We start from the raw sequence: 23,677 nt of genomic DNA, 5'->3' as shown, positions 1-23,677 counted from the left end.
CTTACTCATATCGAAGTGCGTGGGCTGGCAGAACGCGGCTGGCTTGCCACGCCGGGAACAAGGTCGCTAAAAAAGTGAGTGATAATGCCGCGATGACGGTGGCGCTCACTTGCCAGGCGTCAATCACCACCGGCAAACCGGCCGGCCCGGCAAAACTCAGATCGACCCCAAACGCCCGTAAAATCTCATTGACATAGGCGCTGATAAGTAACCCTGATGCCAGTCCCAGTGAGCTGCCGATAACACCTGTAGTTAATCCCTGCATGATGATCATGCGTCGCAGTTTATGTGGTGCTAAGCCCATGGTATTAAGAATTGCGATGTCACTGCGCTTATCCTGCACCACCATCATTAACGACGAAACAATATTAAAAGCTGCCACCGCGATGATGAGCCCTAGCATAAGGTTAATCATGCGTTTTTCCATGCTCACCGCGTCAAACAAATGGCCGTAATTTTCGCGCCAGCTTTTCACCTGCAAGGGTGCTGCAACCTGCCGCTGCAGCTGCTCAGCTGCAGGAAGTGCCTGAAACGGGTCAGCAAAATAATAGCGTACCCCAGTTACCCGATCCTTTGCCATCCGCAATAATCGTGCGAGATCTGCGCCATTCATCACCACCAGGTGCTGATCCGCTTCGGACTGCATGCGTACCACACCTGCCACCGTAACCAGTCGCTGCGCCGGTACTAAGCCGAGGGGCGTATAGATGCCGCCACCGGCAGCGACCAGACGCACCTGCTCACCGGGCCAGACGTTCAACTGTTGTGCCAGACTGTAGCCAAGTATGACATGGTAACTGCCTTCACTAAGGTCGAGCTGCCCGGCACTCAAATGTTCCCGCAAAGGCTGCAGTTGAATCGTGCTGTCTGCATGTTGTGGAAACACACCTTGAACGGACACGGCATGCAGCTGTTGCTTGCCCTGCACTAAACCAGCGGTGGTCACTTCCGGCACCACCGCCCGCTGTCCGGCGAACTCTGGCAGACCTTCAATCAGTTCTTGCCAGTCCGCAAGCGTGTCCTGCTGACTATCCTCGTTAGTGACTTCCAGTTGCGGCACCACACTTAAAATTCGATTTTTTAATTCGGCTTCAAAGCCGTTCATCACCGACCCCACCAGAATCAATGCCGCCACACCTAAAATCAAGCCCACCAGAGAGACTCGCTGAATAAAGCGAGTAAAGCCCTGGCCGTGGCGCGCGCGGGTGTAGCGCAATCCTAAAAAAAGCGATAAGGGTTGAAACATAATAGTGCGATGCGTCTCTGCTGTCAGTCGGCCCTGCCTGAGTGCAGGGTTGCGCTGCAAGCATAATGAAATCTGCGCACTGATCCAAGTGAGAGTTTCAGGTATACTTTCAGCTACTTGAGAAGTTAACGAAGCAGGACCCATGAGCAAGGCATCGATCCTAACCCCACCAAGACCACCTTCGGCGCTTACTGACATCACCTGGCAAGGCTTGGCAGGCAGCAGTATTGCCTACGCTTTGGCGCAATTGATCGACCAGCATGACAAACCGATCCTTATCGTCACACCAGATGCTCCACAGGCCCATCGGCTGGAACATGAAATAAGCTATCTCAGTAAGAAAGGCGATCAGGTACTGGTCTTCCCGGACTGGGAAACCCTGCCCTACGATAGTTTTTCGCCGCATCAGGATATTATTTCCGAACGCTTAAGTGTGTTAGCGAAACTACCTGAAATGCATGACGGGGCTTTAATCGTATCCCTAAACACCCTGTTGCACCGGATTGCTCCAACCGATTATGTCAGTGGCCAAGCGCTACAAGTGGCTAAAGGGCAACAGCTGGATGGGCATCGCTTGCGTCAGCGTCTGGAACGGGCCGGTTACCGGCATGTGAATCAGGTAATGGAACATGGCGAATTTTGTGCTCGCGGCTCGTTACTCGATCTGTTCCCGATGGGCAGCGTTGCTCCTTATCGGATCGATTTTTTTGATGACGAAATTGATTCAATTCGCACCTTCGACCCCGACTCTCAGTTATCCGCTGGCGAGGTTGAAGCCATCGATTTGTTGCCCGCCCATGAGTTTCCGACCACGCCCACAGCGATTGAAGGCTTTCGGGCGCGTTACCGGGAGTTATTCGACGCCTCCAACGAACGCGATTCCATCTACTACCAAGTGTCGCAAAACCAGTTCCCCGGTGGCGTAGAGTATTACCTGCCGCTATTTTTCGATAGCACAGCGACACTCTTTGACTATTTACCTGACGATACGCTGTTGGTCACCTTTGGCGATCTACAAGGAAGCCTTGATCACCTCTGGCACGATATCAATCAGCGCTACGAACAGCGCCGCTACGACCGTCTGCGGCCGTTAATTCCGCCGCAGCAATTGTTCATGCCGGTCGATCAGGTGCATCAACGCTTTAAACAATTGCCGCGGATCCGCGCTTTTGTGCCCGATGATAAACCGCAGCCCGGCCGGCAGGACTTCGCGACCACCACCATCGGTGAAGTGGCGTTAAATCACCAGCTGAAGGATCCGCTGCAGGCGCTACGTAAAAAATTAGCCGAATTGCATCAAGCCGATTTCAAAGTAGTGTTTGTAGCGGAAACCGCAGGACGCCGCGAATCTTTGCGGGAATTACTGGCACCATTGCAGCTTGAATTGAACGAACTTGCGCACTTGTCGGACATCCATGCGCATGATGCCATCACCGCTATTACGGTTGGCCCGTTAGTTCATTCGTTCGTGCTTGACGACGCCAAAGTGGCAGTGATTACCGAAACAGAATTGCTCGGTAATCGTATCGCTCAGCGGCGCCGTCGTGATCAAAAAGCGACAGTGACCAGTGAACAAATGGTGCGCAATCTGGCGGAGCTGCGCGTCGGTCAGCCGCTGGTTCATATCGATCATGGCGTGGGCCGTTATCAGGGGCTGCAGACCATTGAAACCGGTGGCATGACCACCGAATTTGTCACCATCGAATACGCCAGCAACAGTAAACTCTACGTTCCCGTTGCATCTTTGCATGTGCTCTCGCGCTACAGTGGCGGTGAAGAAGCCAGCGCACCGCTGCACAAGCTCGGCAATGACACCTGGGAAAAAGCCAAACGCAAAGCCGCCGAAAAGATCCGCGATGTCGCCGCGGAACTGCTGGATGTTTATGCCCGTCGCGAAGCGAAACCAGGCTATCACTACCGCATGGAGCAAACTGACTACCAGCGTTTCGCGACCAGTTTCCCGTTTGAAGAAACCGACGACCAGCAACAAGCAATCGCGGCGGTGCTCACGGATATGCAGTCTGACCGGGCAATGGATCGGCTGGTCTGTGGCGACGTCGGCTTTGGTAAGACTGAAGTGGCCATGCGGGCGGCTTTTGTCGCCGTTAATGATGGCAAGCAGGTCGCGGTTCTGGTACCGACCACGCTGCTGGCGCAGCAGCACTTTGAGAACTTTAAAGACAGATTTGCGGACTGGCCGGTCAGGATTGAAGTACTGTCGCGTTTTAAAACAGCCAAGCAGACCCAGCAAATCCTTGCCGACACTGAGGCCGGCAAAGTAGATATCGTTATCGGTACCCACAAGCTTCTGCAGGGGAGTATTAAATTCCGCGATCTTGGTTTGCTTATTGTCGACGAAGAGCATCGCTTCGGCGTCCGCCAAAAAGAAGCGATCAAACGCTTACGCGCTGACGTGGATATCCTGACACTGACCGCGACACCAATTCCGCGTACCTTGAATATGGCCATGAACGGCGTCCGTGATCTGTCCATCATCGCCACGCCACCGGCGAAACGCCTCGCGGTGAAAACCTTTGTGCGCGAATACGACGCTCCGACCATTCGTGAGGCGGTATTGCGCGAAATTCTCCGTGGCGGCCAGGTGTACTTTTTGCACAATAATGTCGATACGATAGAGAAGACCGCGCGTGACCTGGTTGAACTGGTTCCCGAAGCGCGGGTGACGATCGCCCATGGGCAAATGCGCGAGCGCGAGCTCGAACGCATCATGTCTGACTTTTACCATCAGCGCTATAACGTGCTGGTCTGCACGACGATCATTGAGACCGGCATCGATGTTCCCACAGCAAATACCATTATCATGGATCGCGCTGATCATCTGGGCCTGGCACAAATGCACCAGTTGCGTGGCCGGGTCGGTCGATCTCACCATCAGGCCTATGCTTATTTGCTGACGCCACATCCGAAGCGCATGACCAAAGACGCCTTAAAGCGTCTCGAAGCCATTTCGCAACTTGAAGATCTGGGCGCCGGCTTCATGCTGGCCACCCATGATCTTGAAATCCGTGGCGCCGGTGAGCTCCTGGGTGATGATCAAAGCGGTCAAATCGAATCCATTGGTTTCACCCTGTACATGGAAATGCTGGAACAAGCGGTTCAAGCACTGCGCGATGGCAAGGAACCCGCTCTGGATACCCTGCTGCAGGCACAAAGCGAAGTCGATTTGCGCGTTCCCGCGTTGCTTCCCGAGCATTATATTGCCGATGTTACGCTGCGTTTGAGTATGTACAAACGCATCGCCAGCGCGGAATCTGCCGACGACTTACGTGCTTTACAGGTGGAGATGATCGACCGCTTCGGGTTGTTGCCTGATGCCGCCAAAAATTTAATCCGCATTACTGAATTGCGTAATTATGCCGGTAAACTTGGCATTCGAAAAATTGATGGCGGACCGCTCGGCATCAGCATCGAATTTGGCGCCGAGACCAAAGTCAGCCCTGACTACCTGATTGAGTTGATCCAGACTGCGCCGCAGGATTACAAGCTCGAAGGGCCTGCACGTTTACGTATTCTTGGTAAAATAGAAGATACTCAAGCGCGGCTTAAACTGGTAGAGTCGCTGTTAACAGATTTTGCAGAACACATGCAGCGGTAAGGATATGGAAATGCCAACAGCAACGCTCCGGCAGCGCCTCATTCGGTTAAGCAAAAGTGTCGTGCTGCTCGCAGCCGTACTCGGCGGACAGACTGCTATTGCGCAGGCTGAGCGGGATACATGGCGCTGGTTTGAGATTGAAGTTCTGGTGTTTAAACACAGCGCCAGTGAAGCCGTCGCAGAGTCTTTTGCCTGGACCGGACCAGCCACTCCCGCAGCAAGTCAGTTTGATCCGCTGCCACGCTATTTCGCGCCCGATATTCGTGCTGCATTAATGGATTTACCGGCCTGTAACCTGCCCACCGTCATTCCCACGCTGTCGCAAGACTCGATCTGGTGCCGCAGACCCTGGGAAGCGAACCCCTGGCTGCCGATGAACTGGCCTGCGCCGCAGCAAGCTCTTGCCCAACTCGCGCAGCTTCCGGCACAAGTGATTGATGGGCCCGGCGGGCCGGTACAACAGGCGACCGGTCCTTATCTTGCACCAGCACAGCAGTTGGAACTCAACGAAATGCGGCAACAAATTATTCGCCGCGGCGTGGGCGAGCCACTCTTACATATGAGCTGGTATCAGCCTGTTTTCAGCCTGCAACAGGACTATCGGGTAAGACTCTTTGGCGGCAAAAACTATGGTGCGACTTTTGCACCAAGTGGTTACCCCTATGCGTCTGAACAAGATGAGTTTACCCAAGCTGAAGCAGCGCAGGAAAGCGCGCAGCAAAGCTTAACAGAACGCTTGCAACAACTGCTGCAACTGCAACAGGAAGGCGGCTTACAGTTCACTGCCCGTGCCACAGATCAGCCGCTTCCAAAGCAACGCGTTGAGCGCCCGGAGCAACCCGAACCCGTGTGGGAGCTCGACGGCACTGTGCATGTTTATCTGGTGGGTAATTACCTGCATATCGACAGCGATCTGGAGCTGCGGGAACCGCACCTGGTCCGCTGGCAACCCGCTGCACTTGATGAGCAGGCTGAACAGATGGTGCAGGATGAAGGCACCAGTCAGTTTTTGCGTAGCTTTAAGCTGGACCAGTTACGCCGGGTCATTAGCCACGAAACGCACTATTTTGACCATCCTAAACTCGGACTTGTGGTGCAAATTCGGCGCACCGACCTCTCCGCACGTCGCTATTGAGTTGCTGACAGGTCAGGGTTAAAAGCAGGGAAAAGATTAAGGCTAGAAGGAACGCTAACATGGAAAAATATGACGAGTTGCTGCTTGCCTTGCGTAAGGTGATTCGCGCGACCGATCTTTATTCCAAACAACTCCATAAACTTACTGGCTTGACCGCTCCGCAGTTACTGATCTTACGTGAGGTTGCTGCTGCTCCGGCAGGCATTACCGCCAGTGCGGTGGCGCAAAATATAACCCTCAGCCCCGCTACCGTCAGTAACGTTATCGACCGTCTTGAGCACCGTGAATTGATTCACCGTGAGCGCAGTACTCAGGATCGACGCCGCGTGGTGTTATCACTGACCAGGCAAGGGGCCGAGCGTCTTAAAGCCGCACCGCGCCCGCTACAAGAAGACTTTATCAATAAATTTCAGGGCCTCGCGGATTGGGAACAATCCCAGCTGCTCGCCGCCATGCAGCGCATTGCTGCCATGATGGATGCCGAACGCCTTGATGCTGCCGACGTTTTAGAAGTAGGAACCTATGCAAAACACCACTTTAGCCAAAATGACTAACCGACTCTGGCCCTTGGCCGTATTTTTTGCACTAGGTTTAACCGCCTGTTCTGCACCACCACCGGACAGTCCCACTGGCACCGCCAACGCACCGCAGTGCGAGGCCAGCACCAGTCTGGCCACGGTGCAAGGCTCTGGCCCTGTTTCTCCTCTGGCCGATCAGCAGGTGGTCGTCACCGGTACCGTCACCGCGAGCTGGCAACAGTCCGGACAGCTGGGTGGCTTCTTTATCGAGCAGCACGCTGACGGACAAGCCGCAGCGCTGTTCGTGCAAACTGAGACGCCGCGGGTGGAAATCGGCGACCGCGTCGCAGTAACAGGAATCGTGCGGGAACATCAACAACTAACGCAGCTGGATGAGGTCAGTCAGCTGCAGCTCTGTGGCAAGGCTGAGTTACCGCAACCTTATGCGTTACGTCTGCCAGTGACGACCAAAGCTGAACTGGAACAACTCGAAGGCCGTTTCGTCAGTCTGCCACAGGCACTGGTGGTCAATGGCACCTATTTGTTAGGTCGCCACGGCAGTTTTGATGTGGCCTCTGAGCGGCTCTACACACCGACACAAAGGGTCGAGCCGGGTCCGGCCGCGCGGGCATACGCTCAGGCAAATGAATTAAAGCGCTTAGTGATTGACGATAATCAGGCGCCAGCTGCCACCGAGATTCCTTACCCAAGCCCGCAACTTAACGCCAGCAACACCTTGCGCAGCGGCGATACGGTCAGCAGTGTCACCGGCATTCTCAGTGAGTTTAATGGTAGCTACCGAATTCAGCCCACGACGGAGCTTAACTTCGTGGCCAGCAATCCCCGTCCTGCGGCGCCGCCACGTAATGACGACCGCAGTGTGTTGCGTATCGCAACCTTTAACGTTTTAAATTACTTCAACGGTGACGGCGCCACACACGAGTTCCCCACCGAGCGCGGGGCCCCCACCGCCGCAGACTTTGCGCGACAGGAAGCCAAAATCATTGCCGCGCTGGCTGCGCTTGATGCCGATGTGGTGGGATTAATGGAAATTGAAAATGATGGTTATGCGTCACACAGCGCCATCGTCAGACTTACCCGGCAGCTTGCCGCTGCCACCGGCGCGCCCTGGCAGTTCGTTCACGCGGCAGATGGTCAGTTTGGTGGCGCTTCCATTACCAACGGGCTGATCTACAGAACTGACCGTGTCGATCTGCTGGGCGAGACCATGACGATTACCGAGGGCCCGTTCAGTAACCGCAGTCGTTACCCGCTGATCCAGCGCATGCAGCCCAAAGGTACTGAGGAAGCTTTCGTGGTTGCCGTCAATCACTTCAAATCGAAAGGTTCCTGCCCGCGCGATGAAACTGATCCCAATGCCAATCAACACGATGGGCAGGCCTGCTGGAATGCAGCCCGGGTGCAGTCCGCCGAGTTATTGGTCGAGTTCATGCAAAGCCAACCGATCTTGGCCAGTACCCCGGCGCAGATTTTACTCGGCGATTTTAATGCCTATGCAAAAGAAGATCCGATGACCCTGATGAGTCAGGCCGGTTTTCATAACCGCGCCGAACACTTCGAACCATTGGGTTATTCTTATGTTTACGATGCCCAGGCCGGTAGCCTCGACCATTTGTTAGTTTCAGCCGCGCTGCATGGTCGTGTCTTGCAGCAACACCATTGGCTGATTAATGCCGATGAGCCGCCCGCGCTTAGTTACCAAGGCTATTCCCAAAATCCTGACTGGTATGCACCAACGCCTTACCGCTCATCGGATCACGACCCCATTGTTGCCGATATTCAATTTTAATCAGCGGACTTGTCACATCCATGGTACCTGTTGCATCTTATAAGGCAGATAAGTTGCAACAGGACGCACATGGCTAATACAGGTTTCGCTCAAGCAATCCCAACAGGCACGCTCAAAGGCGCGCAACGCGGCCGGCGTGATTGTCAGCGGGTGATCTTTGAAACCTATCAAAGTGCTGTGCAGCGCTTACTGACCGGCATGTGCCGGGATTCAGAGCTAGCCCGTGATCTCACTCAGGATGTATTCATCCAAACCTTCGCTAAACTGTCGCAACTGCGCGATACCAGTGCTCTGGGAGGCTGGCTGAAGCAATTAACAGTGAACACAGCACTGTCACATTTTCGCAAGCCACAACATCTGTCCGTTGCAGAACATGACCAAGACAGCCTTGATGCTCAGGACTGGCACAGTCAAAGTGACTGGCTACAACAACTCGACAGCATTGAGCATCTGCTTGCGGCTCTTGATGAACATGAGCACCAGCTGGTCTGGTTGTATTTAGTTGAAGGCTATAGCCATGATGAGTTGGCTGAATTGTTCGCGGTAAACGCTGCCACTATTCGTCAACGTTATCATCGCGCTTTAAAGAAATTACGTGAGAGGAGTCAACAATGAAAGCTGACAAGCAAGCGCCCGAACTGACCGCTGCTGAACGAGCCCTGCAACAACGCCTTGAGCATTACGCAGAACCCGCTCGTCCCGTCACCTGGCAAGAGCTTAGTGCCCGCCAGACGGCTCGGTCCGGCACGACTCCCCGCCCACGTCGCTGGCCGCTTTGGCTGACGCCTCTGGCTGCTGCAGCTGCAGTTGCCTGGTTCTGGGTGGTACAGCCCCAGCAACTGTTGCCAGTGCCAGTGTCCGATACACCGATGTTACTTGCCAGTAACTACAGTCTGGACGCCATCGATCGGCAGTTGCAGCAGGCCTACATTCAGGGCGCAGATGAAGCAAAAATTAACGCCTTATGGCAACGGCGTGAGCAGCTCACGACGCAGGAGATTTAATAATGATGAATCGGCAGTTTTTTAAATTAAGTGCAGTTTCCCTGCTCGCATTGGTCAGTATCGCAACCAGCTCAGCGCAAGAGCAAGATGCCCGCGAACATGCCCGCGCAGCGGCGGTTGCTGCGGCAAAAGCAGATGGTAAAGCAACGTCAGTGACGCTGGAGGAACCTACCCGCAGTTACTTCGATTGGGGCGCAGTACTCAACCCGTCAGGTCGGGTAATGTCCGTACGCGATGACTCGGTCGCTCAGGAGATGGGTATTGAGGTTGGCGATCGTATTCTGAGTGTCGACGGTCAGCAACTTGCAGAACAGTCGTTACAGGACATTGTGAGCTACCTGGAAACCTTAGACCATGGCAATTCATTTGCAGTCACTGTGCAACGTCAGGGTCAGACCGAAACGTTGTCGGGACGAGTGAAAGCCACCGTCATTCCTGGCTGGCGATTAGAGGTTGATGTTGAGCAAACGGTCGTGGATAAAGCCAATGAGGCCAACTGCGGTCGGGTCAGTGTATTTGTCACTCCACCTGAAGCCCGCGATTTATACCCGGCCTACTTTGTCAGTATCGATGGTGACAATGTGCTGACCCGCAAGCCTATCTTTAAATTATCACCGGGCAAGCACAGCATTGAAGTGCATGAGTTAATTAGTGACCCCTGGGTGCGCCGCTCGCGCAGTATCAATCAGCCCAAGCAGCTGGAGCTTAATGTCGAACCGGATACCACCTACTACATCGCGGCGCGTTTCATTCGCGAAAAACGCCTGAGTAGCGTTCGTGAAGAATATTGGGAGCCTGTGGTATGGCGCGAAGTCAAGCAGCAATGCGACAGCGATTAATCTCCCCCACATCGCATTAACGCACAAAAAAGGGCAGTCCTCGGGCTGCCCTTTTGCTCATCTGTACTGGCTTACTTTGCTGAGTCTTCTAATAAGTTCAGCGACGTGCCGATTTCAATTTTCCTCGGCTTCATGGCCTCTGGAATAATCTTCTCCAGGCCAATGGTCAGCAAACCATTTTCCATTTTGGCGCCTTTCACTTCAACGTGGTCCGCCAGGTTGAATTTGCGCTCAAAGCTGCGGAAGCCAATTCCTTTATGCAGGTACTGAGGTTCTTCAGCTTGCTCTTCTTTGCGGCCCTGGATCTTGAGGATGCCATTTTCGACCTCAATACTAAGCTCATTATCGCTGAACCCTGCTACCGCCACGGTAATGGCGTAACGGTTTTCACCGATTACTTCAATATTGTATGGAGGATAGCCGCCGGCGCCGTTGCCTTCCGCGCGCATTGCGGAATCTAATAAACGCGCCATACGATCAAAACCAATACTACTACGGTAAAGTGGTGACAAATCAATTGTTGCCATAATCATTCTCCTTTGGAAGCAATGTTTAGTGTTATCGGGACTCTCTCTGAGACATCTCCGATATCTCTTAAATAGGGGCAGCCCTTAACTTTTCAAGAGCTCACCGCAAAACAATTTGCATCTGCCTTTTGTCATGCCGCTGTCACTTGCTCTGTGATAATATTCACGCTTGGTATCGCAATTGCTAATTTAAGTAGGAGAGTTCATACCGTGTTTCGCAAAACCGTTTTGATGGCCAGCATAGGCATGTTATTGAGCGCTTGCACGCAAGGCGCCCCGGAAACCACAACCACAAGCGCGGCACAAGCTGAGAGCTCGCCACCTAATATTATCTTTCTTATCGGCGATGGGATGGGCTTTGAATATATTTCTGCCTACCGCTATGCCATGAGCGAGCGCGGTCAACCCCTGGCAAGCACGCCGTTCGATGAGATGCTCATCGGTGCTGCAACCACCTATCCGGATGACAGCACCTGGGTCACGGATTCGGCAGCGAGCGCTACGGCACTATCGACCGGGGTAAAAAGCTATAATGGCGCTATCGGTGTCGATGCCGATAAGCACCCGCAACAAACGGTCATGGAGAAGGCACGGGAACTTGGCTGGCATACCGGTGCGGTGTCAACCTCACAGGTAACGCATGCCACGCCAGCATCATTTTTTACTCACCACCCTTCCCGCAAAATGTACAACGCCATTGCTGATTCACTGGCCAGTACCAAATACGGCGATCAATGGAGTTTTGATGTGTTGCTTGGCGGTGGCATGAGTTACTTTAACCGCGACGACAAAAACTGGTTACCTGAACTCAGAGAGCAGGGCTTAACCGTCGTCGAGGATTACCAACAGCTCGAAGCTACCGAGCAACTGCCGGTGCTTGGCTTATTTGCGCCCATCGCACTGCCCTATGCGCTGGACGATCAGCCACGTCTGGCACAACTGACTCGCAATGCGTTACGGTTACTTGGTGACGCTCAGGAGCAAAGCGGCAAGCCTTTCTCACTCATGATCGAAGGCAGTAAAATCGATTGGTGCGGACATGCCAATGACATCGCTTGTGTCATCGGCGAAATGGGTGATTTTGCGCAAGCGCTGGAGGTAGTCAAAGAATTTCAGCAGGCCCACCCAAATACCTTAATCGTAGTTACGGCTGACCACTCGACCGGCGGCCTTACCTTAGGACAAGGCGGCGAGTACGAATGGTATTCAGAGCGGGTGATGGCCATCCGCGCGACTCTGGAGGTTATGGTCCCCGAACTTCTCGACCGTCCGCAAAGTGAATGGCGTGAGTATTTAACCCCGCGCCTTAACCTACCGTTAAGCGAAGCTCACTGGCAGCAATTAACTGCACTTGAACTGGAAACAGGAACATCAGGCGAGCAGGCTAAACTTGTAGGTAAAACGCTGACAGCTATCATTGGTGAAGTCACCCGCACCGGTTGGACAACGAGTGGTCACACCGCCGTCGATGTACCGATTATGGCAATGGGACCGCACGCGGAAAAACTTCGCGGTTACCGGGATAACACTGAGATTGGCAAGTTATTGCTGCAAATCGTGCGCTAACACGATTTGCAGTGTCTTCGATCGGGAGGTCAGTAAATCAGGCCTGCCAACCCAGTTCCTGAGCACGTTGAGCGGCGAGCATTGGTACGTCGCTCTTAACAAAATGATGATGCAGAATTTGTACACCCAGCATGTGGTTAATGACCGCATCAAGCTGCACTTTTTCATCAATACTCACTTCGTCCGACTCATGTTTCTCGAAGGTGCGCTGCACCTCTTCAAAATCAAGCAGACCGGCTTCTTCAACCGCATCCTGGGTTAAAAACTGCTCCGCCAGTTTCTCCACCGCTCGCCATTTTTTGGGGTCGGTATGCGCTGGTGGTGCCATAAACGCAAACTTTTCACGCTTATACAGTGTTTCTGGCAGCAGCCCTTTCATCGCCTCACGTAAAACATACTTCTCTTTATTGCCTTTGATGCGCAGGTGCGGTGGCACGGTAAACGCATACTCGGCAAGATGATGATCAAGAAACGCTGGCCGCGCTTCCATTGAGTTGGCCATATCCACCCGATCACCACCCCAGGTCAGGATCTGCCCTTCCAGCATGGTTTTTATCCATACATACTGGGCACGATCCAACGGATGACGCCCTTTCAACATCTCTTCATCAAGAGTATCGGCAATGGCCTTACCAGGATCATATTCTTCCACTTCTGCGCGACGATGCTTGGCTATCAGGGGTAACGCTACACTTGAAACCGACAACCAGGGCTGCACGCAGCTTGGGGTAAAGCCCATCTTGGTATTAAAGGCCGGACTAACATATTCCTCCCGGGCCAGCATCGCACCTTTAAACAGCTTGTTGTTCTTCTCCAGCAACTCCTGCCAGGCTTTACGCTCACTATCGGGCAGGTGATCCAGACCATGTAAGAACATGTCCTTACGAAACGCTGGATAACCGGCAAAGAGTTCGTCAGAGCCTTCGCCCGTCAACACCACTTTATAATTGACCTGATTGACTTGCTGGCTCATCAGGTATTTGGCAACACCCAGCGTGTTGTAGATGGTACGCTCGGTATGCCAGATGGTTTTCACAAAGTGATCGTACAAATCATCGGCATTGAGCCGCATAATATGGTGATCGGCGCCCGTTGCCTCGGCCATCTCCTGAGCAATCGGGGTTTCATCATATTCACTTGAATCGAACCCGATGGTAAAGGCCTTCACCGAAGTTTGTGTTGATGCCGCAGAGAGACCAAGAATGGCACAGGAGTCGATCCCGCCAGACAAATAACAGCCTACTGGTACATCGGCAGTTAAACGATGCTGCACGGCTTCCAGAAGATGTTTACGCACACCATCGATGTAAGGTTGCTCATCAACATCGCCACCCGGATACTCACTTTCCTGTGGAAAGTTAACATCCCAATATTTATGCTCAGATAGCTTCAGCTTGCCATCCTTACGCTGTACTTTTACCACGTGACCAGGCGGCACCTGATAGATCCCCTCAAACGCGGTAGACCCTGGCACCATCACCTGAATCAGCTGATGATAAAGACCCTCGGTAGAGAATTCCCGTTTTACTGACGGATGGGCAAACAGCACCTTTAACTCAGAACCAAAGACCACGCCATCATCCGTATGGGTGTAATACAGTGGTTTAATGCCAAAACGGTCCCGCACCAGGTACATACAATCTTGTTCCTGATCGTACATGCTGAACGCGAACTCTCCGCGTAAATGCGTCAGTGTTTCCTCAAGACCTTCACGCTGGTAAAGGTGCATGACGATTTCCGAGTCACTTTTAGTGCGAAACCGCGCACCCTGCGCCGTCAAATCGCCGCGGATCCTTTTAAAATCGTAGAACTCACCGTTATGGGCGAGCATCAGATTGCCATCGGCAGAAATAAATGGCTGACGCGCGCGCTCTTCGTTTAAATCAATAATAGACAGCCGGGCATGGCTAAAACCTACGCCCGTCTCATCCAGAATCTGATAACCAAAACCATCAGGACCGCGATGGTGCATAATGGCGGCCATGTTAACGAGTGTCTGGGCGTCGGGTTTATGCCCGGTGCTCTGATTGAAAATTCCTGCAATACCACACATTTTGCTTAATCCTCGTAAGTGTTACACCACATCCATCACGCGTTCCGCGCGTTCGACCATACAGGTGAGTAAAGCCATGCGCAGAAATACCGCGCCTCGGGCCTGGCTGAAATACCAATTGTGCGAGGTGTGATCGAGAGCCGTCGACAACTCTTCTCCGCGCGCCAAAGGATGTAAAATAATTGCGTCTTCTTTAAGTGGTGACTTTTCAGTTAAGTGGAAGGCATCACCATAAGTGCTGAAGGTATCGCCTTCCCATGAAATTGCGTTGATATAGACAATATCCAGTTCCGGAAGCACGTCATCAAGTTCGGTGGCCGTGCGGATACGAATGCCCCGCTCCTCAAGCTCTTCCCGTTGGCCCTCGCCAAAGAGATCACCGGAACTGGCTTCGTCATGAATGATGACCAGTTCATCTACCGCCGCAGGGAACACCGAAAGACATTTCAAAAAGCTGCGTACGGTGCGCATTTTATTGGGTACGCCGATGACACCGATTTTAATTTTATCATTGGCTTCCGGGTCGATGAGCGTTGGCCGCCATTTGAAAATCGCATACATATCGGCCAATGCCTGAGTCGGATGTTCATCGACTCCGTTCCCCGCATTAATGATCGGAATGCGTAGCGCATCCATCATTTCAAATAGCGAGCTTTCGTTGTTGTCGCGCAACACCACACAATCGCCATAGTTGTTAAACATTTCGGCCACATCAGCAAGGCATTCGCCTTTAGCAATTCCGGTCGTGGAACGATCGGTGATGGACATAATGTCGCCTCCGAGGCGGTGCCAGGCACTCTCAAAAGAGAGTCGGGTGCGCGTACTCGGCTCGTAAAAAGCACTGATCAGAATTTTATTCTGCAAGGGCGAACTGAACCGCTTCGGGTTACTCTCAATTTTCGCCGCTAACCGGAACAACTGTTTCATTGTGTCCTGATCAAACTGGTCGCCTGAAACAATATGCTGTTTGGCAAGCTTAACTAAAAAATCACCATCTTCCTGAATCGTCCTCAGTAATGCTTTTGGATGCGCATCCCCATAGACATCAGGACGTTCTCGCTCAAACGAAACGTCATTTACGTTCATAATGAATTACCATATTTGTTTAGAAATGAAATCTTTTAGCCAAAGCCCAATTAAAATCACAGGGGCGCACGCGGTCAGCACTAAGCAGACCAATACCAGGGTACTGAATGCGGTTAATCCCATGGTCATGCCGAGTGCTCCTCTTGCTCATTAAGCTGCTGCCAGTCGAATTTATGTTTACTTAATAATAGTCCTAAACCACAAATTAAGGCAGAAACACTACAGGACACTAACGCAGCGACGTAGAAACCGACAACAAAATAACCTGCCAACCCTGACAGCGTACCTAATGTCATCGCCAATGCCGCGTATCGGCCACTTAACCGGCGGTTGTAGAGGCCCAGCACAATTGGGAATATAGTGCTGGCGACAAAAGCACCCGCGAAGTTTAAAAGCGCTCCCAGAGTGGCAATTTTTGGTAAGCAAAACAGCCAGGTCAGTATGCCCAGGCCAAGAATGCTGTAGCGGTTGAACCGCAACAGATGCTTATCGCCGGCATCGGGCTTTAATTTTTTATGGTAGATATCGCGGGTGACCAGATCAGAGGTCGCAGCCAACAGTGAATCCAGACTCGAAGCCAATGCTGAAAACACGACGATGAACACCACCACAGCGCCAATTTTGCCAAGCACTTCTGCCGCAACCATAGGTCCTACCATGTCGGCGCTCGGCGGGAATATACCCAGCTGTGGCGCGGCCAGGGCGATAAAGCCAGTTACAATAGGGATCGGTAACCACAAAACCCCGCCAAGTAAATAAGCTTTAAAGGCCACCGAGCCTTTAAAGGCTAAGGCGCGTGACCACCAGACATTGGAGTGGAAAATTTCACCCAGACCGAAAAATATATTATTGAATAAAAACATGATTGCCGCAGGAAACAATAAATCCAGTAACTGCGGGTGGTTGTCCTGCACTTCACTATGGATGGTTTCCAGACTCACGGTATCAATCAGGAACCAGGCGATAAGTACCACACCGAGAATAATAATTAAGGCCTGAATAAAATCCGTGGCGATGACGGCGCGCAGCCCGCCAAACAGAGTGTAACCGACGCAAATGATTAAAATCGCAGTCATGCCGATGTGATAATCAAGGCCGCTTAATGCCTCCAGCAAAATACCACCGGCCATGCCCAGACTGATAAGCCAGCCAAAGGCATACACCACAGATATCAGAATAAAGGCCCACCAGGCACTCTGCCCGTATCGCAGCCGCACAAAGTCACCAGAGGTGTAACCGTTAGGCATTAAGCGCTTGATGCGGGCGGCCAGCGGGGCAAATAGAATAAGTCCCAGGGCGGCAAAGGAATAGCCGACCATGCCCCAGACACCAAACTGATAGGTCAGTTGCGGTGCAACTAACGTCGTATTGCTGGTGACCCAGGTCGCCATGGCGGTCGCTGATGCCAGCGCAAAGCCAACGTTACGCCCTGCCAGCGCAAAGTCTTCATGAGTCTTGTTGGCCCGCCCGAGGTACCAGCCGAACAGTACCCACGCCAAGCCGAATAGCACCACCAGGGTTAACCCTAGCGTGCTCGAAAGGGCGAAACCACTTGCTTCAGTCATCCTGTACCTCCGCTACTTTAGTGTCGCGACTGCGAAGGTGGAGCGTGATGATAGTGATGACCAACAGAATGAACAATCCCAGCCCGGTAAAGAACAGGGTGTAGGCCTGCCAGCTGGGATAATGGGTCACTGTCACACCGACCACGTTGCTTTGTACGTTTTCAGCCGGTTTTAGCCGGAAGTAAAAGTTGCCGTCACTGAAGCCGGTCAGAGTCATTTTCTCGAAGTCCCCAAACCAAACGAACTCCGCGTCAATTTTAATGAAGTCCGCCTGCGAGCTTTGCTGCACCACCATGCCCCGTAGCGGCGCCTGATCGAGCGCCAGCACAAAATAGCCTTCACGGCTTTGTTCGGGGGCAGATAAGGTAAACTGAGTCATTGTGTCTTGCGCAGCAACGGGCCGCGCCAACAGCGTGAAGAGTAAAAACAGAGCGATGTAACTGATAAACCCGTAACGGTTCGGCACGATTCCTTCCTGTAGCTCTTTGTTTCTAGGCTAGCAAGCTAACAAAATCATTGCAACTTGAGGGATCTGTCTTTCGGGTGCCTGCGTATCAGGGTATGCTTAATCTAATTCGAGAAAGGTGAGAAGTCATGGTTCACGTTTACTTATGCAGTATGGGGGCGAATATCGCGCCTGAAGAAAATTTTTCCACCGCCCAGTCAATGATTCGTTGCTTAGGTCGTACCATTTTCTCAGACGCTGACTACACCCGTCCTGTTGATATCAACACTCAGCATGACTTCCTCAATGCTCTTTTTATTATTGAAACGGACTTTACCGCTGAGCAACTGAAAGAGCAGTTTAATGCAATTGAAGAGCGCTTAGGACGTGATCGTTCTGACCCGCGCTCCAGTGAGAAGGACCGCCCGATGGACATTGATATTCTGGGACAGCTTCGTCACCAGGAGGCGGATACCGCCTGGGAAAACGTGCCGGAGTACCTGCAAGGCATGTGCGCCAGCCTCAAACCCGCTGCTGCACAGTTGGAGCATACCGCATGACCACGACCTCAAAGCAAAAACCTGTTGCCCTGATCACTGGCGCTGGCCGCCGCTTTGGCTTTGAACTCGCCAAAGCGCTGCTCGCGGAAAACTATCTGGTGCTGGCCCATTACAACTCTTCAAGGGATGGGGTTGCGGAGCTCGAGCAACTCGGCGCAATCGGCTTGCAGGCCGATTTAACTCAGCAGAACGCCGTTGAGCTGCTGATCGAAAATGTGAAAACACACACAGACCGTCTGGACCTGTTGGTCAACAATGCCTCCTGCTTTTTCAATAATGAAAAGGTGAACCAGGATCCCAGCGCCCTGGCGGCAGTTTTCCAGGTCCATGTACAGGCGCCCTACTTGCTTATTCACGCACTTAGTGACTTGCTGGCCAGCACTGGTAATGGCGTGGTGATCAATATCACCGACATCTATACCGATAGTCCCTCCACTGATTATATCGCCTACTGTGCTGCCAAAGCTGGTCTCGCCAACCTGACCCAGAGTTTTGCTAAACAGCTCGCACCTGAAGTTCGTGTCAATGGCATTCAGCCGGGACCGATTCTGTTTCTGCCCGAACACGATAGCGAACATCGTGACAAAGTCCTTGCCGAGACACCATTAAAGATTGAAGGTGGCCTCGATCCGATGATCCAGGCGGTGCGTTTCCTGCGCGATAATCAGTTCGTAACGGGTGAATTCATCAAAGTCGATGGCGGCCGTGCATTGCTCATTTAATCGGTTCATCATTAACACCCAGACATAAAAAAGCCAGGCGCAATGCCTGGCTTTTTTGTCTGCGGACAATGATATTAGTCCAGCATCTGACGTAACACGTAATGCAAAATACCACCGTTTCTGTAGTACTGCAGTTCGTTGTTAGTGTCGATACGACATTTCACTTCAAACGTGACCTCAGAGCCATCCTCTTTCTTGGCTGTAACTTTGAGCATCTGGCCCGGTTTCAGGCTGCTGTCGATTCCCTCAATTGAGAGTTGCTCAGTACCGTCTAAACCATGCGCCTGCACACTTTCGTTTTCGTCGAACTGCAGCGGCAGTACGCCCATGCCGACCAGATTGGAGCGATGGATACGCTCAAAACTTTCGGCCAACACGGCTTTCACGCCAAGCAGGGTGGTACCTTTAGCCGCCCAGTCTCGGCTGGAGCCTGTACCGTATTCTTTACCGGCAAGCACCACCAGCGGCGTATCGTCTTGCTGATACTTCATAGCAGCGTCATAGATAGACATCTGTTCACCAGAAGGCACATGAACGGTGTAACCACCTTCGACATCATCGAGCATCTGGTTTTTGATCCGAATGTTCGCGAAGGTACCGCGCATCATCACTTCATGGTTACCACGGCGAGAGCCATACGAGTTAAAATCTTTGGGTTCGACGCCATTCTCCTGCAAGTATTTTCCAGCCGGAGAATCAGGCTTAATTGAGCCCGCTGGTGAAATATGGTCCGTGGTAATGGAGTCAGCAAAGACCGCAAGTACCCGCGCATCCTTGATGTTACTCATTTCATGCAACGGCTTATCAATTTCGGTGAAATACGGCGGATTCTTCACATAGGTTGAATCGTCACTCCAATTGTAGGTTTTACCTTCACCGATTGGAATGTCGCGCCATTCTTCATCACCCTTAAAGACTTCGCCATATTCACGACGGAACATTTCACCATCGACAAAGCTGACCGCTTCCGCGATCTCTTTGCTGCTTGGCCAAATATCCTTCAGGTAAACCGGGTTACCGTCCTGGTCTTCGCCCAGCGGATCTTTACTTAAATCGATACGCGTCGTACCTGCCAGCGCATAGGCGACCACTAAAGGTGGTGACGCCAGCCAGTTGGCCTGCACTTCAGAGTGCACCCGACCTTCAAAGTTACGGTTACCGGAAAGTACTGAGGAAACCGTCAAGTTACCTTCTTTTATGGCTTCACTAATTTCTTCTGGCAGAGGACCTGAGTTACCGATACAAGTGGTGCAACCGTAACCTACCAGGTGAAACCCTAATTCGTTCAGGGCCGGGGTAAAGCCAGCTTTGTCGAGGTAATCGGTGACCACTTTTGAACCGGGTGCCAGCGACGACTTCACCCATGGTTTACGCATCATGCCTTTCTCAACGGCTTTCTTCGCAACCAGTCCCGCAGCCATTAACACACTCGGGTTCGAGGTGTTGGTACAGGATGTGATCGCAGCAATAACAACATCACCGTGAGACAAGGTGTAATCCTTACCCGGTACCTGTACTTTCTTGTCTTTTTCGTTCGTCTGTCCTGATTGCTCGAGTATTAAATCAAAGTTCGCACCCAGTTCCGGCATAGCAACCAGATCCTGAGGACGTTTAGGTCCTGCTAATGCAGCACTTACGGTACCTAAATCAAGGTCGAGTGAGTCGGTGAACATTGGCTCTTTGCCAGTTTCACGCCACATACCTTGTGCTTTGCTGTAGGCTTCAACCAAATCGATGGTTTCTTGTTCGCGACCAGAGAGTTCAAGGTAACGCAGCGTTTCCTGATCCACCGGGAAGAAACCACAGGTCGCGCCGTACTCGGGCGCCATATTCGCAATAGTTGCACGATCCGCTAATGGCAGATTATCCAGACCCGGACCGTAAAATTCGACAAATTTACCTACCACGCCATGTTTACGCAGCATTTGCGTTACTGTCAGTACTAAATCCGTGGCGGTCACACCCTCTGGTAATTTACCAGTCATGCGGAAACCGATAACTTCCGGGATCAGCATCGAAATTGGCTGACCAAGCATGGCCGCCTCAGCTTCGATACCACCTACGCCCCAGCCTAATACGCCCAGACCGTTGATCATGGTGGTATGGGAATCTGTACCTACCAGCGTATCGGGCATGACATAGGTTTTGTCGTCTTGCTCTTTGGTCCAGGCAACTTTTGCCAGGTACTCTAAGTTGACCTGATGGCAAATACCGGTGCCTGGCGGAACCACACGGAAATTATCAAACGCGCTCTGGCCCCAGCGTAAGAACTGATAGCGCTCAAAGTTACGCTCCATTTCAATGCGGACGTTTTCTTTAAAGGCTTCTGGGGTTGCGAATTTATCCACCATCACCGAGTGGTCAATGACCAAATCGACGGCAGATAAAGGATTAATCTGTTCCGGGTCCTCACCCGCTTTAGCGACTGCATCACGCATTGCCGCTAAATCGACAATCGCTGGTACACCGGTAAAGTCCTGCATCAACACGCGCGCCGGACGGTACTGGATCTCACGGTCGGATTTGCGTTCTTTCAACCAATGCGCGACGGCTTCAATATCGTCCGGAACGACGGTGTCGCCATCTTCGTTACGTAGCAGGTTTTCTAATAACACTTTCATGGACGTTGGTAATTTATCCACATCACCAATCCCCGAGAGCTTCTCAGCAGCCTTAGGCAGGCTGTGGTAGTGATAGGTTTTACCATTGACTTCTAATGTGCTTAACGTCTTCAAGCTGTCGTTGCTCGACATAGCTTACTCCTTCTTAAAACGATACATCCTCTAAGCTTAGCCGCAAAATTGCGGTTCAGCCATAGCACTTATTTATATTCACTATGGGACGTATAATCACAAAGATCAACTCAGTAACGCGCTGATACAACAATAGTTTGGCTTCTTTTAGCTATTTGCTTCGATAATGGTATACGCTTAGCCAGGACCCTAAATTAAGAACCGCCCGGTATGTCACACCACAAGATCGAAATATTCGAAACCTTAGGCCAGTATATGGACTTGCTGATGGACGCTATCTGCGTGGTTGATCCTCACGGACACTTCGTTTATATCAGTGCAGGCGGCGAACGGGTGTTTGGCTACCCGCCTCAGGAAATGATGGGCCGTTCCATGTATGATTTCATCCATCCAGACGACCATGCCAAGACCCGCGCAACAGCAGCTGAAATTATGGCGGGTAATGGCAAAGTTGATTTTGAAAATCGCTACATTCGCAAAAACGGTGACTGTGCCTCTATTCTCTGGTCAGCACGCTACTCAAAAGGCGATAACATCCGCATTGCTGTGGCCCGGGATGTCACGGCGCAGCGCAAGATCGAAGCGGAGCGCGAAGCTCTGCTAACTCAATTACAGCAACTTGCCCTTTATGATGGGTTGACCGGGTTGCCCAACCGTAGCTTATTTTACACCCGCGCCAAACAAGCTCTGGCGGAATCTAAGAATGTTGCAGTTGCCTACATTGACCTGGATAAGTTCAAGGAGGTCAACGATGAGTTTGGTCATGCCATCGGCGACCGCGTAATTCGCGCTGCTGCAAAGCGCCTGCAGCAAAAAGTACGTAGCGGCGATACCCTAGCACGAATTGGCGGTGATGAATTTGTGGTGCTGTTTGAGCGCGTGCAAAACCCTAACGATGCGCTGGCCATTGCAACGAAATTATTCGATGCGTTCGAGGCTCCTATTCACCTGCCTGAAGGCAACTTTAATATCGATGCCAGTATAGGTATCGCACTGGCAGAGCGGCATGGCGACCAGCTGGAAGAACTCCTTTTGCACGCAGATGATGCCATGTACCGGGCCAAACGCTTAGCTGTTCGGCAGGTCGTTATGGCTTCAGTTGAAGAGCAATAACATAAATTGGCCTGTTACATGTTGTCGTCCGCTGCCGCAGCCTTATAATAGCCGCAGTAGCTAACCGAAAAGGAATAACGATGAGCCAGGTATTGCAGGATTTGCTTGATTTACTCCGCTTAGAAACGATTGACCAGGGAATTTATCGGGGTCAGAGTCAGGATCTAGGCTTTGGCGCAGTATTTGGCGGTCAGGTGATCGGACAGGCGCTCTCTGCAGCTAAGGAGTCCTTGCCTGAAGATCGCAAGGTACACTCGCTCCATTCGTATTTTTTACGCCCCGGCGACGCACAAAAACCTATCATTTACGATGTCGAAAATGTTCGTGATGGCAAAAGTTTCTCGACCCGTCGGGTAAAAGCCGTACAAAATGGTAAGCCTATTTTTTACATGACGGCATCGTTTCAGATCGATGAGCCTGGCTTTGAACACCAGGACACTATGCCTGAAGTTCCCGGGCCTGAAGGTTTAGTCTCGGATATTGACATCTACCGTGAACACGCAGAGCTGATCCCAGAAAAGATCCGCAATAAATTTATTTCGGAAAAGCCCATAGAGATGCGTTTTGTTACGGCGAACAATCCGTTCAAACCAAAAATTGATAAGCCTAAACGCTATGTCTGGATCCGTGCCAACGGCGAGATGCCAAATGACTCACGGGTACACAAATACCTGCTTGCTTATGCTTCTGATTTCAACTTTTTGCCAACGGCCCTGCAGCCCCATGGAGTGAGCTTCGCGCAACCCGACATGCAAATGGCCACCATCGACCATTCCATGTGGTTCCACAAAGATTTTCGTCTGGATGACTGGATTTTATACGCGATTGACAGTCCGGTGGCCTGCGGTGCCCGAGGCTTGGTGCGCGGTCAGTTCTTTACCCGTGACGGCGTGCTCGTTGCCTCGACCGCACAAGAAGGCGTGATGCGTAAACACGAAAAATAATCGTTCGTGTGACGTGTGAAGAGAAACAAAAAAAGCCCCATAGCTTATCTGAAGTGACCCCCAATAGTTGGACATTCCTACTACTGGGGGTCTTTTTATGTCTAAACATCACAGAGCATTCAAGCTTGAATTAGCGAAGCGTGCTCAACATGAAAGTTCACGGGAGCTTGGACGC

Annotated in this window: 19 protein-coding genes; 12 read left to right on the top strand and 7 right to left on the bottom strand. The window is 52.0% G+C overall.

All coding sequences use genetic code 11. The features are described 5' to 3' along the window. Position 1: 1 nt before the first annotated feature. Complete coding sequence (locus tag J6J34_RS09810; RefSeq protein WP_301898941.1) at positions 2–1,246, bottom strand: lipoprotein-releasing ABC transporter permease subunit; 1,245 nt, start codon at positions 1,244–1,246, stop codon at positions 2–4. Between the two features lie 142 nt (positions 1,247–1,388). Here J6J34_RS09810 and mfd point away from each other — a divergent pair, with 142 nt between their 5' ends. The 7 genes from mfd (at position 1,389) to J6J34_RS09775 (ending at position 10,168) form a co-directional block, all read left to right on the top strand. Next, positions 1,389–4,862, top strand: coding sequence for a transcription-repair coupling factor (mfd, locus tag J6J34_RS09805; RefSeq protein WP_301720646.1), 3,474 nt, complete (start codon positions 1,389–1,391; stop codon positions 4,860–4,862). 10 nt (positions 4,863–4,872) lie between these two features. After that, entirely contained in the window at positions 4,873–5,997 is a 1,125-nt protein-coding gene (locus tag J6J34_RS09800; protein WP_301898940.1) for a CsiV family protein, read from the top strand. Between the two features lie 59 nt (positions 5,998–6,056). Next, the gene (locus J6J34_RS09795; protein WP_301720649.1) at positions 6,057–6,551 is read left to right on the top strand and encodes a MarR family winged helix-turn-helix transcriptional regulator; all 495 of its coding nucleotides are present in this window, start codon (positions 6,057–6,059) and stop codon (positions 6,549–6,551) included. Further along, entirely contained in the window at positions 6,520–8,325 is a 1,806-nt protein-coding gene (locus J6J34_RS09790; protein ID WP_301898939.1) for an ExeM/NucH family extracellular endonuclease, read from the top strand. The genes J6J34_RS09795 and J6J34_RS09790 overlap by 32 nt, the downstream gene beginning before the upstream one ends. A 69-nt stretch (positions 8,326–8,394) precedes the next feature. Further along, positions 8,395–8,940: an RNA polymerase sigma factor gene (locus tag J6J34_RS09785; RefSeq protein ID WP_301898937.1), complete on the top strand. Its 546-nt coding sequence runs from the start codon at positions 8,395–8,397 to the stop codon at positions 8,938–8,940. After that, complete coding sequence (locus J6J34_RS09780) at positions 8,937–9,329, top strand: hypothetical protein (protein WP_301720652.1); 393 nt, start codon at positions 8,937–8,939, stop codon at positions 9,327–9,329. The genes J6J34_RS09785 and J6J34_RS09780 overlap by 4 nt, the downstream gene beginning before the upstream one ends. A 2-nt stretch (positions 9,330–9,331) precedes the next feature. Further along, positions 9,332–10,168 (top strand): PDZ domain-containing protein, encoded by an 837-nt coding sequence (locus J6J34_RS09775; RefSeq protein WP_301898935.1) that lies wholly within the window; start codon positions 9,332–9,334, stop codon positions 10,166–10,168. A gap of 71 nt (positions 10,169–10,239) precedes the next feature. On the opposite strand, the gene J6J34_RS09770 is transcribed toward J6J34_RS09775, so the two are convergent. Further along, a complete protein-coding gene (locus J6J34_RS09770) occupies positions 10,240–10,695 on the bottom strand; it encodes an Hsp20 family protein (protein ID WP_301898933.1) in 456 nt (151 codons plus the stop codon). 210 nt (positions 10,696–10,905) lie between these two features. On the opposite strand from J6J34_RS09770, the gene J6J34_RS09765 reads away from it, so the two are divergent. Beyond that, entirely contained in the window at positions 10,906–12,261 is a 1,356-nt protein-coding gene (locus J6J34_RS09765; RefSeq protein WP_301898932.1) for an alkaline phosphatase, read from the top strand. A gap of 37 nt (positions 12,262–12,298) precedes the next feature. On the opposite strand, the gene asnB is transcribed toward J6J34_RS09765, so the two are convergent. The 4 genes from asnB to J6J34_RS09745 form a co-directional block, all read right to left on the bottom strand. After that, on the bottom strand, positions 12,299–14,314 hold the full coding sequence (gene asnB / locus J6J34_RS09760; RefSeq protein WP_301898931.1) for an asparagine synthase (glutamine-hydrolyzing): 2,016 nt from the start codon (positions 14,312–14,314) through the stop codon (positions 12,299–12,301). Positions 14,315–14,335: 21 nt separating this feature from the next. Then, complete coding sequence (locus J6J34_RS09755) at positions 14,336–15,400, bottom strand: aspartate/ornithine carbamoyltransferase family protein (RefSeq protein ID WP_301898929.1); 1,065 nt, start codon at positions 15,398–15,400, stop codon at positions 14,336–14,338. 125 nt (positions 15,401–15,525) lie between these two features. Further along, positions 15,526–16,965 (bottom strand): sodium:solute symporter family protein, encoded by a 1,440-nt coding sequence (locus J6J34_RS09750; protein ID WP_301898928.1) that lies wholly within the window; start codon positions 16,963–16,965, stop codon positions 15,526–15,528. Next, positions 16,958–17,431 (bottom strand): hypothetical protein, encoded by a 474-nt coding sequence (locus J6J34_RS09745; protein WP_301898927.1) that lies wholly within the window; start codon positions 17,429–17,431, stop codon positions 16,958–16,960. Before J6J34_RS09745 ends, J6J34_RS09750 begins: the two co-directional genes overlap by 8 nt. A 128-nt stretch (positions 17,432–17,559) precedes the next feature. On the opposite strand from J6J34_RS09745, the gene J6J34_RS09740 reads away from it, so the two are divergent. Together J6J34_RS09740 and J6J34_RS09735 are read left to right on the top strand one after the other, a co-directional pair. Then, positions 17,560–17,970: a 2-amino-4-hydroxy-6-hydroxymethyldihydropteridine diphosphokinase gene (locus J6J34_RS09740; RefSeq protein ID WP_301774153.1), complete on the top strand. Its 411-nt coding sequence runs from the start codon at positions 17,560–17,562 to the stop codon at positions 17,968–17,970. Beyond that, a complete protein-coding gene (locus tag J6J34_RS09735; RefSeq protein ID WP_301898926.1) occupies positions 17,967–18,692 on the top strand; it encodes an SDR family NAD(P)-dependent oxidoreductase in 726 nt (241 codons plus the stop codon). Before J6J34_RS09740 ends, J6J34_RS09735 begins: the two co-directional genes overlap by 4 nt. Before the next feature lie 74 nt (positions 18,693–18,766). Here J6J34_RS09735 and acnA read toward each other — a convergent pair whose 3' ends face one another. Beyond that, positions 18,767–21,445 (bottom strand): aconitate hydratase AcnA, encoded by a 2,679-nt coding sequence (acnA, locus tag J6J34_RS09730; RefSeq protein ID WP_301898925.1) that lies wholly within the window; start codon positions 21,443–21,445, stop codon positions 18,767–18,769. A gap of 210 nt (positions 21,446–21,655) precedes the next feature. On the opposite strand from acnA, the gene J6J34_RS09725 reads away from it, so the two are divergent. After that, complete coding sequence (locus J6J34_RS09725; protein ID WP_301898924.1) at positions 21,656–22,558, top strand: sensor domain-containing protein; 903 nt, start codon at positions 21,656–21,658, stop codon at positions 22,556–22,558. Positions 22,559–22,638: 80 nt separating this feature from the next. Beyond that, positions 22,639–23,502 (top strand): acyl-CoA thioesterase II, encoded by an 864-nt coding sequence (tesB, locus tag J6J34_RS09720; RefSeq protein WP_301774145.1) that lies wholly within the window; start codon positions 22,639–22,641, stop codon positions 23,500–23,502. The last annotated feature ends 175 nt before the right edge of the window (positions 23,503–23,677 follow it).

Origin of the sequence: Pseudidiomarina terrestris (assembly GCF_030466405.1) — a bacterium.
GTDB classification, from domain to species: Bacteria; Pseudomonadota; Gammaproteobacteria; order Enterobacterales; family Alteromonadaceae; genus Pseudidiomarina; species Pseudidiomarina terrestris.
The sequence above is the reverse complement of the archived record's forward strand: the minus strand, read 5'-3'. Positions and strand labels throughout refer to the sequence as shown.

Bases quoted from the DNA above. Each gene is read 5' to 3' on its own strand.
- J6J34_RS09810 (WP_301898941.1), bottom strand. From the start codon at position 1,246: ATGTTTCAACCCTTATCGCTTTTTTTAGGATTGCGCTACACCCGCGCG.
- mfd (WP_301720646.1), top strand. From the start codon at position 1,389: ATGAGCAAGGCATCGATCCTAACCCCACCAAGACCACCTTCGGCGCTT.
- J6J34_RS09800 (WP_301898940.1), top strand. From the start codon at position 4,873: ATGCCAACAGCAACGCTCCGGCAGCGCCTCATTCGGTTAAGCAAAAGT.
- J6J34_RS09795 (WP_301720649.1), top strand. From the start codon at position 6,057: ATGGAAAAATATGACGAGTTGCTGCTTGCCTTGCGTAAGGTGATTCGC.
- J6J34_RS09790 (WP_301898939.1), top strand. From the start codon at position 6,520: ATGCAAAACACCACTTTAGCCAAAATGACTAACCGACTCTGGCCCTTG.
- J6J34_RS09785 (WP_301898937.1), top strand. From the start codon at position 8,395: ATGGCTAATACAGGTTTCGCTCAAGCAATCCCAACAGGCACGCTCAAA.
- J6J34_RS09780 (WP_301720652.1), top strand. From the start codon at position 8,937: ATGAAAGCTGACAAGCAAGCGCCCGAACTGACCGCTGCTGAACGAGCC.
- J6J34_RS09775 (WP_301898935.1), top strand. From the start codon at position 9,332: ATGATGAATCGGCAGTTTTTTAAATTAAGTGCAGTTTCCCTGCTCGCA.
- J6J34_RS09770 (WP_301898933.1), bottom strand. From the start codon at position 10,695: ATGGCAACAATTGATTTGTCACCACTTTACCGTAGTAGTATTGGTTTT.
- asnB (WP_301898931.1), bottom strand. From the start codon at position 14,314: ATGTGTGGTATTGCAGGAATTTTCAATCAGAGCACCGGGCATAAACCC.
- J6J34_RS09755 (WP_301898929.1), bottom strand. From the start codon at position 15,400: ATGAACGTAAATGACGTTTCGTTTGAGCGAGAACGTCCTGATGTCTAT.
- J6J34_RS09750 (WP_301898928.1), bottom strand. From the start codon at position 16,965: ATGACTGAAGCAAGTGGTTTCGCCCTTTCGAGCACGCTAGGGTTAACC.
- J6J34_RS09740 (WP_301774153.1), top strand. From the start codon at position 17,560: ATGGTTCACGTTTACTTATGCAGTATGGGGGCGAATATCGCGCCTGAA.
- J6J34_RS09735 (WP_301898926.1), top strand. From the start codon at position 17,967: ATGACCACGACCTCAAAGCAAAAACCTGTTGCCCTGATCACTGGCGCT.
- acnA (WP_301898925.1), bottom strand. From the start codon at position 21,445: ATGTCGAGCAACGACAGCTTGAAGACGTTAAGCACATTAGAAGTCAAT.
- J6J34_RS09725 (WP_301898924.1), top strand. From the start codon at position 21,656: ATGTCACACCACAAGATCGAAATATTCGAAACCTTAGGCCAGTATATG.
- tesB (WP_301774145.1), top strand. From the start codon at position 22,639: ATGAGCCAGGTATTGCAGGATTTGCTTGATTTACTCCGCTTAGAAACG.